At 37.5% G+C, this 11,718-nt stretch carries 13 protein-coding genes; 6 read left to right on the top strand and 7 right to left on the bottom strand.

Features of this window, described 5'->3' with window-relative positions; all coding sequences use genetic code 11:
* Positions 1 to 122 precede the first annotated feature (122 nt).
* Positions 123 to 1,427 (bottom strand): M24 family metallopeptidase, encoded by a 1,305-nt coding sequence (locus ACHUE3_RS07455; protein ID WP_394191710.1) that lies wholly within the window; start codon positions 1,425 to 1,427, stop codon positions 123 to 125.
* A gap of 173 nt (positions 1,428 to 1,600) precedes the next feature.
* Between ACHUE3_RS07455 and ettA the strand changes: the two genes are divergently transcribed.
* The 4 genes from ettA (at position 1,601) to ACHUE3_RS07435 (ending at position 5,451) form a co-directional block, all read left to right on the top strand.
* A complete protein-coding gene (gene ettA, locus ACHUE3_RS07450) occupies positions 1,601 to 3,274 on the top strand; it encodes an energy-dependent translational throttle protein EttA (RefSeq protein ID WP_394191708.1) in 1,674 nt (557 codons plus the stop codon).
* A gap of 124 nt (positions 3,275 to 3,398) precedes the next feature.
* On the top strand, positions 3,399 to 3,764 hold the full coding sequence (locus tag ACHUE3_RS07445; protein ID WP_394191706.1) for a PilZ domain-containing protein: 366 nt from the start codon (positions 3,399 to 3,401) through the stop codon (positions 3,762 to 3,764).
* A 53-nt stretch (positions 3,765 to 3,817) separates the two neighbouring features.
* Positions 3,818 to 4,726, top strand: a complete 909-nt coding sequence (locus tag ACHUE3_RS07440) for a histone deacetylase family protein (RefSeq protein WP_394191704.1) — start codon at positions 3,818 to 3,820, stop codon at positions 4,724 to 4,726.
* A 56-nt stretch (positions 4,727 to 4,782) separates the two neighbouring features.
* The gene (locus ACHUE3_RS07435; RefSeq protein WP_394191702.1) at positions 4,783 to 5,451 is read left to right on the top strand and encodes a hypothetical protein; all 669 of its coding nucleotides are present in this window, start codon (positions 4,783 to 4,785) and stop codon (positions 5,449 to 5,451) included.
* Between the two features lie 96 nt (positions 5,452 to 5,547).
* Here ACHUE3_RS07435 and ACHUE3_RS07430 read toward each other — a convergent pair whose 3' ends face one another.
* The 6 genes from ACHUE3_RS07430 to pdxR all read right to left on the bottom strand — a co-directional run bounded on the left by ACHUE3_RS07430 (position 5,548) and on the right by pdxR (position 10,294).
* Positions 5,548 to 5,901 (bottom strand): hypothetical protein, encoded by a 354-nt coding sequence (locus tag ACHUE3_RS07430; protein WP_394191700.1) that lies wholly within the window; start codon positions 5,899 to 5,901, stop codon positions 5,548 to 5,550.
* A gap of 409 nt (positions 5,902 to 6,310) precedes the next feature.
* Complete coding sequence (locus tag ACHUE3_RS07425; RefSeq protein WP_394191698.1) at positions 6,311 to 6,715, bottom strand: hypothetical protein; 405 nt, start codon at positions 6,713 to 6,715, stop codon at positions 6,311 to 6,313.
* Between the two features lie 247 nt (positions 6,716 to 6,962).
* Positions 6,963 to 7,511: a hypothetical protein gene (locus ACHUE3_RS07420; RefSeq protein WP_394191696.1), complete on the bottom strand. Its 549-nt coding sequence runs from the start codon at positions 7,509 to 7,511 to the stop codon at positions 6,963 to 6,965.
* A 106-nt stretch (positions 7,512 to 7,617) separates the two neighbouring features.
* Positions 7,618 to 8,037, bottom strand: coding sequence for a hypothetical protein (locus ACHUE3_RS07415; RefSeq protein WP_394191694.1), 420 nt, complete (start codon positions 8,035 to 8,037; stop codon positions 7,618 to 7,620).
* Between the two features lie 113 nt (positions 8,038 to 8,150).
* Positions 8,151 to 8,525, bottom strand: a complete 375-nt coding sequence (locus tag ACHUE3_RS07410; RefSeq protein ID WP_394191692.1) for a hypothetical protein — start codon at positions 8,523 to 8,525, stop codon at positions 8,151 to 8,153.
* Positions 8,526 to 8,815: 290 nt separating this feature from the next.
* Positions 8,816 to 10,294 (bottom strand): MocR-like pyridoxine biosynthesis transcription factor PdxR, encoded by a 1,479-nt coding sequence (pdxR, locus tag ACHUE3_RS07405; protein ID WP_394191690.1) that lies wholly within the window; start codon positions 10,292 to 10,294, stop codon positions 8,816 to 8,818.
* Between the two features lie 103 nt (positions 10,295 to 10,397).
* Between pdxR and ACHUE3_RS07400 the strand changes: the two genes are divergently transcribed.
* Together ACHUE3_RS07400 and ACHUE3_RS07395 are read left to right on the top strand one after the other, a co-directional pair.
* Positions 10,398 to 10,973: a GNAT family N-acetyltransferase gene (locus tag ACHUE3_RS07400; RefSeq protein ID WP_394191688.1), complete on the top strand. Its 576-nt coding sequence runs from the start codon at positions 10,398 to 10,400 to the stop codon at positions 10,971 to 10,973.
* On the top strand, positions 10,973 to 11,608 hold the full coding sequence (locus ACHUE3_RS07395; RefSeq protein ID WP_394191686.1) for an FMN-binding negative transcriptional regulator: 636 nt from the start codon (positions 10,973 to 10,975) through the stop codon (positions 11,606 to 11,608). The genes ACHUE3_RS07400 and ACHUE3_RS07395 overlap by 1 nt, the downstream gene beginning before the upstream one ends.
* Positions 11,609 to 11,718: the final 110 nt, after the last annotated feature.

Raw genomic sequence — 11,718 nt, 5'->3', positions numbered from 1 at the left:
CTAGATGTATAGATGTCCAAATGAACTTTATTTAATATGATTTCATTGATACTAATATGTCACGTTATTCTAATATCAAGGTATAACGTGACATATTTTAACTAGATGAAACTAATTGCTGTTTATTGATTTTCACCCACTAAAATTAAATTTTGCTGAGGTGCTATTAAGTATTCAGCGCCGTTTTCTGTTATGACTGCCATTTCTTCAACTGAAATGGTTTTAAAGTCATTGCTGTTCAGGCGCCAACTAAAAAAACCATCAAAAGCAAATACCATTCCCTCTTTAAGCTTACGCTGAGATGCGGGCCTTACTTGTGCGCTACGAGAGCCCCCCAAGTTTGGGCCAGTGTCATGTGCAACATAACCCACAGGGTGACCTGTACTCCAAGGCACTGGTTCTGAATTGTATTTATTCATTAATACAGTTTGTGCCTCATCGACCTCAATTCCCTTTACCCCAGGTTTCATTGCGTTAAAAGCGGCAAAGCCGCTGTCTCTTGCATTAACCCAATATTGTTGAATATTTGCCGGCGCAGAAGTTTCACCTTCTTTAAGTACGTATGCGAAGCGTTGAATATCGCTTACCCATTTATCATAAAGTTTTATACCAAAATCAATTTGTATCACATCACCGGGCATAATCACTTTATCTGTAGAATGAGAGTGGCCTCGGTCAGGACCAGAGTTTACATTCGGGTTTTGGTCTGAAGCCCAGGCATCAGTCACCCCGCGAACTTTCATTTTAGCTTTTAAAAATTTGGCAACATCAGCGTCGGTCGTTTTGCCAGGAACAATAATGTTATATGCTTCTAGCTGCCACTTTGCTGAAAGCATCGCTGCTTCTTTCATTATTTCAACCTCAGCAGGTAACTTGATTGATAGCCATTGATAAACCACTTCTTCTGATGATACTAATTTCTCAGTCTGCTCAGCGCTTAATAAACTAGTTAGCTGCTTATATTGCGAGTGCGTTAATCCATCGGCCTGCGCATTAAGATTTGATACGTTTATAGCAATACGACGAAATGGTTGTGTATTTATAAATTCAGCAGCGTATTTTAATGCAGGCACACTACGAGGTACCGATATAACTTTTTCGTGTATATCAAGCTCATCTAATGCCTTTGCTTCACTTGAAGGAGAGTAAGCAACAGAATGAAACTCCTCTTTTTCAAAATAGAATAAATAAGCCGCTGGCGAGCCTGCGTTTTCACAACCAATATGGTCAGCCAGTGGATCATTATTATTTTCCCTACACACGATAAGCCAAGCATCTACATCAGCCGCTTTTAATGCTTTTGGAAGCAATTGGTTAATACGTTGCTTTCTTATTTCAGGCCAAGGCGAATCTACTGCCTGTGCCTTGGGGGTTGTTATAATCAGTATAAGTAAAGCGACCGTTGTTATTAGTGTTTGTATTGTCATATTTTTTCTTATTTTGTTGTGGTTTAAATACGTTAGCACACGCAGATAAAACTATACATTGAACAAGATAAAACGATAAATATATATTCAACGCCCCATTCGTTGACTGTTTCACCCCTCAACAACTACAATACAACATTGAAATTTTTATTATTATTCGAAGGCTTTCCTCCATGGTTTTACCTGATAAGTTTATTTTCTCGATGAGTCGAGTATCTAAGGTTGTGCCGCCTAAGCGCACTATCTTAAAAGATATCTCATTGCATTTTTTCCCTGGCGCAAAAATTGGTGTACTTGGCTTAAACGGCTCGGGTAAATCAAGCTTGCTGCGTATTATGGCAGGTGTTGATAAAGAGTTTGAAGGTGAGGCACACCCTCAGCCTGGTATTAAAATTGGTTACTTACCGCAAGAGCCAATTCTTGATGAAAGCAAAACCGTGCGCGAAACCGTGGAAGAGGCGGTCAGTGAAGTTAAAAACGCATTAAGTCGTCTTGATGAAGTTTATAACGAATACGCGATGGAAGATGCAGACTTCGACGCCCTAGCCAAAGAGCAAGGTCAACTTGAAGCCATCATTCAAGCCCATGACGGCCACAATATTGATAACGTATTAGAACGCGCCGCTGATGCGCTTCGATTGCCACCTTGGGATGCTAAGGTTGAAGTGTTATCAGGTGGTGAGCGTCGTCGTATCGCGATCTGTCGTTTACTACTAGAAAAGCCAGACATGCTTATTCTTGATGAGCCTACTAACCACTTAGATGCTGAATCTGTTGCATGGCTTGAGCGCTTCTTACATGATTACGAAGGCACCGTTGTGGCAGTAACGCATGACCGTTACTTCCTAGATAACGTGGCAGGTTGGATTCTAGAGCTTGACCGTGGTGAAGGTATCCCTTGGGAAGGTAACTACTCGTCATGGCTTGAACAAAAAGATGCGCGCTTGCAACAAGAGCAAAAATCTGAAAAAGCCCGCCAAAAATCAATTGCGCAAGAACTTGAGTGGGTGCGTTCAAACCCGAAAGGTCGTCAAGCTAAGTCTAAAGCGCGTATGGCGCAGTTTAGTGAGCTACAACACTCTGATTACCAAAAGCGTAACGAAACCAATGAGCTATTTATTCCACCTGGCCCACGTTTAGGCGACCAAGTGATTGAAGTTAAAAACTTGAAGAAGAGCTTTGGCGACCGCGTATTAATCGATGACTTAAACTTCACAATGCCTAAGGGCGCTATTGTTGGCATTATCGGTGCCAATGGTGCGGGTAAATCAACGCTGTTTAAAATGCTAAGCGGTGAAGAAAAGCCAGATAGCGGTGATATCACCATTGGTGAAACAGTTGAGCTTGCAACCGTTGATCAATTCCGTGGCAACATGGACGACAGCAATACGGTTTTCCAAGAAATTGCTGATGGCCAAGATGTGCTTAAAATTGGCAACTTTGAATTCCCAAGCCGTGCTTATGTAGGTCGCTTTAACTTTAAAGGTAATGACCAACAAAAGTTTGTGAAAGACCTATCTGGTGGTGAGCGTAACCGTTTACATTTAGCTAAGTTATTAAAAGCCGGCGGCAACGTAATCCTACTGGATGAGCCAACCAATGACTTGGACGTTGAAACACTGCGCGCCCTTGAGAATGCTATTTTAGAGTTCCCAGGCAATGTAATGTGTATCTCGCATGACCGTTGGTTCTTAGACCGTATTGCAACGCATATTCTTGATTACCGTGATGAAGGACAAATTAACTTCTTCGATGGTAACTATACAGAATATGAAGAGTGGCTTAAGAAGACTCTAGGCGCTGCAGCAGCGCAACCTAAACGTATTAAGTACAAAAAAATAGGCTAGGTTTTAAACATATCTTAAGCCCTGCATTTTGCAGGGCTTTTTTATTTTAAGCCATATTCAAACTCACTCTAGTAATTTATTGACTATAATACGAGCTAACACTTCAAATTTAGGGCCATTTATTATGGATAATCGTCGTCAATATACTCGCGTATTGTTTTCAACCCCGGCAACTCTATTAGTCAATGAACAACACCAGGCATGTGAACTGCTTGATGTGTCACTTAATGGGGTTCTCATCAGTCACCCGAATGGAATTAAAGCAGACAAACACCAATCAGCAGAGCTGAATTTTACACTACCCGGTAGCAATATTAATATTATGATGGCTGTTGAGATTAGCCATATTGAACCTCTTCATATCGGATTGCATTGTACGCATATAGATATAGATAGCATTACGCACCTTAAGCGCTTGGTGGAGCTAAACCTTGGCGATGATGCACTTCTGCATCGCGAACTTGCCATGCTAATACACACACCAGAATAGACTATCCAAAGGAAGTTGATTACCATAGTGCAAACTGTGCATCATGGCGAATTATGACTTTAAATCCACACTTACCCTTGGTCTACCATCCTAATTACTCATTTAACTTTGACCCTAAACACCGCTTTGTAATGAGCAAATTTGCGAATTTATACCAACACGTTAAAGAGTTAGGGTTAATAAATAGTAATTTAATTCAACCGAGACTGGGCAATCCAGATGACCTTGAATTGGTGCACTGTGCAAATTACTTAGACGACTTATGGCATAATAATCTAAGTGACAAAGCCCTTAGGCGCATTGGCCTGCCCTGGTCTGAGCCACTTATTGCAAGAACGTTTACCGCACCACTTGGCACACTAGAAACAGCTCGCCTTGCCCTTAAGCATGGCTTAGCTTGTCACTTAGCTGGTGGCACTCATCACGCGCACACAGATTTTGGCTCTGGTTATTGTATGGTGAACGATTTAGCTTTTACCGCACAAACCTTAATACAAAACAAAGAAGTGACCAATATACTTATTTTTGATTTAGATGTTCACCAAGGTGACGGCACAGCTGCAATGCTTAACCATCAACCTTATGCATACACCTGTTCAATTCACTGTGAAAAAAACTTCCCCTTCAGAAAATCCCCCAGTGACTTAGACATTGGGCTTGCCAATAATATGCAAGACGATGAATACCTAGGCATTGTAGATGATACATTGCAATTTTTATTAAAAGAGCTTACTCCTGACCTTGTGCTTTATGATGCCGGTGTTGATGTTTGGCAAGAAGATGGTTTAGGGAAATTAGATATATCATGGCAAGGCATAGAGAAACGGGATAACTTAGTGATAAAGCGCTGTATTGAGCATAATACACCAGTTGCCACCGTGATCGGCGGCGGCTATGACAGAGACCATGTGCGCCTAGCTAAACGCCATGCGATTGTTATAGAGCAAGCTGCACGTTTTTAATAGTGATAGTACAAATTTAAGCTACACTTTAAGCTTATAAATTAATTGAGGTTATTATGCGGTTATTATTTTTTATGTTGCTGTTCGGTCTAACGACTGCAGCGTACTGCGAAGAAGAGGTAAAAGAATTACCACCTATAAACCCAGCATATAACGCAGAGCATGCAATGGCACTGGTGAATCAAGGTTCACGTATATTTGCTGTTAGCTTACCGACTTACAAGCAACCTCATGACGTACAGATAGTGTATAAAATTGATAACCCTGACGTTGCTTTTTTAAATGTTGTAAGAGGTGCTGATTTGATAACCATAAAGCCTAAGCCGTTTAATATTCAACGTTTAATGCGTGGTGAAGAGATAACAATAACCGCTGATGTGTATAACGGTGATTACCGCCGTAATGGCACTTTAGTATATGAAGATCGCACCATCGAAATGAGTAAACTACTTTATGCCCGTGAATTAGATGATTTAGCTGAGTCATCACAATGGCAAGAATATGATTTGATCACATTAAAAGAAAATGAGCGTATTTACATCCATAAAATAAGTCAGGCTCCAAGCTTTAATCACCTTATTTTTGTCGATCTAGCGAACGCATGCTTGCAGAAGTTTCGTACTTCTAAACGGGTACCAAAAGCAAACGAACTCACTTATAAATTCATTAACTGCGGCACTTTAAAACCGTTGTATTTTGATAGTGAAGACTTGCAGTCTAAATGACAGCATTTAACACTTGAAATTGTGGAGCTTTAAATGACTAGTTTAAGGCTCTACCCCTAATAAAATAAAAAGGAGAAAATACCCAGCCCAGTAATTTTACTCTCGGTAAACCATTTCCTCGCTATATTGAATTATTTTACTTTTGAAAGTAAACATATACACAATTACACCAATGAGCATAGGAATATGATACTCATAAAAAAAGCTAATAGAGCAAATTATTAATGATATGAGGTAGTTACTTAACATAACTACCTGTAGCAGCCTATTTTTTATAACTACAGTTCTTAAACTTTTCCAAAAAACTAAGGTAATAGCACCAGCTAGTAAAAGTAAATATGTTTCAACAGCAGCCTTTGTTGCTGCAACTAACGGCAAAAATAATATACAAGCCATGGAAATTGTATAAATCATAACTTGCCCATTAATTTCCGTTTTCTTCTTACACATAAAATGTCATTCTCAGTAATAGTCGGTAACCATGAATACAATTGTTCAAGATAATATTCTCAAGTCTATTTTATAGTAGCAGAACTACCGATGCCGAAACAACCACACAAAGAAAGGAGGACCTGTATTTTCTTTTTAATCAACGAACCCAAAGTAAATTAAAAACCTAAATAAAATTGCAATTAATAAGAGTAATAAACCTAGATAAAAAGCAATTCTCAGTGGTAAAAGCACATCATTTTCATACTTATATTTACTATAAAGAAATAGAAAAAGTGTATTTATGGTAAAAAGCAGAAGATAAATATAAAAATGACTCTTTAACGTCATCAATAACACTACTAGTTGGATTGTAAGAAAAGACCAGGCTAAAATTTTTATAATCTTCTCCTTAATTTTTATTGCTGAACTAATTAGACAAGGTTAAAACTTTCCAATTTTTTTCTTCAAAAAAGTATAATTGAATACCGCCATCAAAGAGCAACACAATACTATCATTTAGTAAATAAAAGCTTTTTATACCTTCTATGCCATGAATAGAATAAAAACTGATTAATAATCTATCTTCTGTAGAGGTATCAGTATCTCTAGGACCATTTTTTATAATTTTCAATTGTGCTACTGCGGATTCAAAGCCTAAATCAGAGTCTAAGAGCTTTTCAGAAAAAACTTCGAACCCCACACAGTCCATATGCATTGTACCCAAATTTGTTTTTAATTCATCTTTACATTCATTCAATTCTTGAAAACTTTTAGCAGCTATATCTGGTGCTATCAAGCCAAAACTTAGTGTTAAAACTTTAAACCATTTCATATTTACTTTCCTTAGTAATGTGAGTTAATTAATAAAAACCTATTATCTGAGAAGCTTTGTTCAAATTTTGTAGGTTCAAACCAATAAAAGCTTTGAACTGACTGAATATCCGACCTGAAGTAAAAAGGACAAGTAAATATTACTGCCATAAATAGCTAAAATTGCAATAAAATTAAAAGGCGGTTACATAGTGTCTGCCACTCTGATACTGTTTATTTGTATATGAGGCTATATATTCTTCCTATCGCTATACCTCATTAAAGCTTAGATCGTTATGGCAAAAAGCATCTATTAGACCATCGCTGTCCGCTTTATTTATTCTTGCTTCTTCAGGGAGCACTATGAACAAATAATTATAATTATACCTCCCCTCATCAGTCATTCGATTGAGCTTATACCCAAGCAAAAACTTGTCTACCCCGCTATAATCTAACAGTGATACGTTACAGCTAGCTGTATAGTTAATCGAAAATACTAATGAAGCTTTTACATCCTCGAATTCATCATAGCTCGAAAATAGTGGCACTGAAAAACTATCTATCCCTCCAGCATATTCATAAAAAGCTCTTTGTTTATCTAAAAATGAACCTCCATCAGTATTGATAATACTTATAAACTTTTCTATTGCAGGCTTAATTCTATCAAATGCAATACTTGTATTGCTATCCTTAGAAAAGGACACATGCTTCGTATTAAAACCATAAACCAAGCACTTTTTTGCAGAATAAGTATCACCACCAATACTAGTTAATAAGTAAGAATCCTCACAGTATTCAGAGATAGGCTGCAACGCCATGCATATGCCGCTTTGGAATAAAAGAATAATAAAAAAAACTTCATTGTGTCTCCTCTAATCAATTTTAGGGCCTTCAGTTCAAAAGAAAAGTCTTAACCTGACAAATTCAATATACCTTATTCCAATTATTAACTAACTGTTCAAATGGAATGTCTAACGAAAGCAGACAATTCTCATTACTATTTGAACGATACTTAATATTAACTACTAATTCAGAATATAAATTAGAATCAAACCAAATTGCAGATACAGCAAATTTTTTATTTTCTTTCAACTCTTGAATTTCAGAGTATAGAGATAGTCGACTATCTTTTTTATTAAGTAAAAACATCACATTTTCAATCTTAAGGCCTAAAAATTCTTTAGGATAAAAAACATATAACTGTATTGCATCATTGAAAATGGTTTCTGATTTATAAACATTTTCAATCAAGTTTTCTTTTTTTGGGCAACCACTCAGGGCTTTATTTATAAATGCTTCATTTGAGGTAATAACAGCCATCATTACAAAAATAACATTAATCATTTTTTAAACTCGACCATACTCTTTATTATAAGCACCTAAAAGGAACCGACACATACTTTTCCTACAAAGCTATAAACGCAATAATATAAAAGAAATAAAAGGCCTGATACTATTTATTCTTTTAAGTAACCACTACCCACTATTAATTTTCTATTATCTTTTGATGGATAAAAACTATGCCATCTATCATTTTCGAATAAAATAACTTGTCTATTTTGTTTATCAACATAAATATAGCGAACCTTAGGTTTACTTGAAATCTCTAAAGTGACAGCTAAGTCCTGCCAGTTATTTTTAAAATCAGCACTACATATAGGTGATTTATAAAGGCTATCAATTAAATTAAGCAGTTTATTGAATCGACTACCTTCATGCTCAGATGAGGGGGTTTTCTCTGCACTATAACTAATATCATAACGTTCACTTCGGTATCTTTGTACTTCAAAAATACGTGCTTCAATATTAACCTCTTCCTGACTAATAAACACCCCTTTGGCCGTTACTATGTTACGCCCAAATAAAACTTTTGACTCAGTATTAATTTGAAACTTTTTTTTAACGGTAGTTTTAAATCAGTAACATAATTGAGCTCCATAAGTTTTATTGCTTCTATGGTTTTTTCACATGAAAAAGCCATAGATGGAATACTTATCATAAGTAATAAGAATAACCTTAACAACATCCCACTGTATCCACACATATTGGCAAAACGCTCCTTATATAAGACTTTACAACTTCATTATTGACTGTTGAAGAGAGTATCAGAATATTAAATTATTCACTCCGATATTAGCTTCTGTCCATACAAGACATTCACTATAAGGACTAAACCTTGTCGCATTTTTTCACTCGACTGCCCTGCAAAGCCAAGTCGAACGTAACTTTGCTTATCTGGTTTTAAACTGCGTACTCCACCTTGAAAATAAAACTCAGGCTCAGTTTGTACGTAAACATCGAGCTGCGCCAGGGCTTTTTTTAAGTGCTTAACGGGTCGATTAAAGTTAACCCACACCGCCATTCCACCATCGGGTTTTATATACTCGATTGGATATCCTTTTGCTTGAAGCATAGTTAAATAGCTATCCATATCTTCATAGCGTTGTTTATAAAGCTTTGTCATACGCTTTAAATGGCGCTCAAAACCGCCCTCTTTCATCCACTGTGCCACAACTAATTGCATGACCACATCATTTTTATGGTTCATTAGCTGCTTCCATGCGGTTAATTGCGCGATTACCTGAGGCGCAGCACAAATGTAACCAATCCTTGCTGCTGAAAACATAATTTTTGAAAACGTTGATAGGTAAATCACAATACCTGCGGGATCATCGGCAGCCATGGGTTGCAAAGGCTGGCAACGGTAGTGAAATTCATGGTCGTAATCATCTTCAATAATCATCACGTTATGGGCATAGCACAACTGATATATTTGTAAGCGCCGCGTTGGCGATAAAGTTACTGTGGTCGGATACTGATGTAACGGTGTTAAATACAATAGTTTAATGGGATAGTATTCAAGTTGAGCTTTTAGAGCATCAACACATAAGCCTTCATCATCTTGCTTTATATCTATAAGCTTTGCACCGCATGCAGCAAAGGCTTTTCTAGCAGGAGGATAACCTAACGTTTCACTGGCAACAAAGTCGCCTTTACCAATAAATGCTTTTGCTATTAAAAACAGGGCCTCTTGCGAACCATTACAAATTAATAAATCAGCGGGTTTCAAGTTACGTGCTTTTTGTAGATAACCTTCTATCTGTAGTTTAAGCTCAGCAACACCACTGATATCGCCATAGTGAAGTTTCGTCACGTCTAAATAGTTAAATACCTGACTCATAGCACGTTTAAACTCTTTGTATGGGAAATGAGTTAAATCAGGTAACCCGCCTGCAAAATTGAAACGATACTGGTTTAACTCCATCGTCTGTGGTGTTTCCAGTTGCTGCGAGAACTGATAAGGCTTAGCAGCTAGTTTTGGTGTGCCGATCGCGTCAACACTGCTTTGAATAGGTAACGACTCGGTTACGCAGTAGCCTGAACGCTGAAACGATACCAACCACCCCTCAGCAACTAATAATTGCAATGCATTCATAATGGTATGGCGATTTAATTGATATGCCTGTGCCATCACTCTCGCCGAGCTTAACTTAGTACCAGCAACCAAATCGCCTTTAATGATTGCATTACGAATAACCTGCGCAAGTTGTAAGTATTTAGCTTTTCTTGTGTCATTGAACTGAATATCTAAAGGGTGCATGCGCCACTCAACTGGTATAGAAGAAAAGTAAAAACTGGTTGTTTATAGATAACCAAAGAAAGGTAACTTATGCAATAGCTTGATAATAATTATAAGGACACACATGTTTACTTTACAAAGCCATCAAACTGATAAGTTGCTGTTAGCGCCATTAGAAGATAAGCACCTTGGCGGTTTATACCAAGCAGGGCAATGCCCTGAAATATGGCAATGGGTGTTTATGAACTACACAAAAACACGTCACACACTTAATGATTGGTTTATCAATACTGCTCAATTTGATGCCGAGCAACAAGTAGTGTTCACCATTATTGATAAAGCCAGTGGGCAAGTAGTTGGAACTACCCGTTTATTCAAATTAGATAAACACAATCACAGTGCTGAAATTGGCCATACTTTTATAGGCAGCCCTTGGCAACGCAGCTTTATAAATACCCATGCTAAATACCTGCTATTACGTTATGCATTCGATGAGTTAGGCCTAGTGCGCATTAGCTTTAATACCCATGAGCAAAACCAACGGTCTCGTAATGCAATTATGCGCTTAGGTGCTCGCTTTGAAGGCATTAGTTATAAAGATAGATTACTTGCTGATGGCTCATACCGTAACACCGCGAAATTTAGCATTATTGATCAGCAGTGGCCGGCCATAAAGTTACAGTTAGAAGGAAAGCTATAATGTACCCAGCAAAACATTTCTGCCAAGATGATCGCCAGCAACAGCTAGCTTTAATCAAGGAATATCCTCTGGCGACTATTTTACTGCCACGCTCTGAGAGTCAATTAAACGATATATGTCAAATCCCCTTATTGTTTGATAGCTCCCAACAACTCTTGATAGGTCACGTAGCAATCTATAACCCGCTATCAGCACTTAATGAGCAAGAAGTCGGCTTAGTGTTTAATAGTGAAAACTGCTATTTACCCCCTTCTTATGCTGATAATAAAACTTTACCTAGCTGGCTTTATGCCCGCGTTGAAGTGACGGCCGAAGTAAACATAGTTACCTCACTAAGTAAGAAAAAACAAATAATGACATTATTAACGGATCACTTTGAACAACATTTTAATGCACCTGAGCAAGATAACTGGCAGATAACACAGCTTTCAGAAAAGAATTTACATGGTATGTTTCAGCAGCTAACGTTTATCGAATTCAAACCTATTACTTGGCGCGGTAACTTTAAACTGAGTCAGAATAAACCTGATGATATAAGACAGTTAATTAAAACTAATTTGATAAGGGCCGGGCAACCAAGTATTGCTAAATTGTTTAGGGCTTGTTCACAAAAGAAACCAAAGGGGCAGATATAAAAACAGCCCAAGTTTAGAAAAACTTGAGCCGCCTTTGACAACATCTTCACACACAATTATAAAGATTCGGTTTTAAGTGCAATCTGTACACTTTTAAATTCATTGATGAA

The sequence above is a fragment of the Pseudoalteromonas atlantica genome (assembly GCF_043641955.1).
In the GTDB taxonomy this organism is placed as follows: domain Bacteria; phylum Pseudomonadota; class Gammaproteobacteria; order Enterobacterales; family Alteromonadaceae; genus Pseudoalteromonas; species Pseudoalteromonas atlantica_A.
This window is presented reverse-complemented; position numbering and strand designations above follow the sequence as displayed.

Excerpts from the sequence above, each read along its gene's own strand:
- ACHUE3_RS07455 (WP_394191710.1), bottom strand. The coding sequence starts at position 1,427 with ATGACAATACAAACACTAATAACAACGGTCGCTTTACTTATACTGATT.
- ettA (WP_394191708.1), top strand. The coding sequence starts at position 1,601 with ATGGTTTTACCTGATAAGTTTATTTTCTCGATGAGTCGAGTATCTAAG.
- ACHUE3_RS07445 (WP_394191706.1), top strand. The coding sequence starts at position 3,399 with ATGGATAATCGTCGTCAATATACTCGCGTATTGTTTTCAACCCCGGCA.
- ACHUE3_RS07440 (WP_394191704.1), top strand. The coding sequence starts at position 3,818 with ATGACTTTAAATCCACACTTACCCTTGGTCTACCATCCTAATTACTCA.
- ACHUE3_RS07435 (WP_394191702.1), top strand. The coding sequence starts at position 4,783 with ATGCGGTTATTATTTTTTATGTTGCTGTTCGGTCTAACGACTGCAGCG.
- ACHUE3_RS07430 (WP_394191700.1), bottom strand. The coding sequence starts at position 5,901 with ATGTGTAAGAAGAAAACGGAAATTAATGGGCAAGTTATGATTTATACA.
- ACHUE3_RS07425 (WP_394191698.1), bottom strand. The coding sequence starts at position 6,715 with ATGAAATGGTTTAAAGTTTTAACACTAAGTTTTGGCTTGATAGCACCA.
- ACHUE3_RS07420 (WP_394191696.1), bottom strand. The coding sequence starts at position 7,511 with ATGGCGTTGCAGCCTATCTCTGAATACTGTGAGGATTCTTACTTATTA.
- ACHUE3_RS07415 (WP_394191694.1), bottom strand. The coding sequence starts at position 8,037 with ATGATTAATGTTATTTTTGTAATGATGGCTGTTATTACCTCAAATGAA.
- pdxR (WP_394191690.1), bottom strand. The coding sequence starts at position 10,294 with ATGCACCCTTTAGATATTCAGTTCAATGACACAAGAAAAGCTAAATAC.
- ACHUE3_RS07400 (WP_394191688.1), top strand. The coding sequence starts at position 10,398 with ATGTTTACTTTACAAAGCCATCAAACTGATAAGTTGCTGTTAGCGCCA.
- ACHUE3_RS07395 (WP_394191686.1), top strand. The coding sequence starts at position 10,973 with ATGTACCCAGCAAAACATTTCTGCCAAGATGATCGCCAGCAACAGCTA.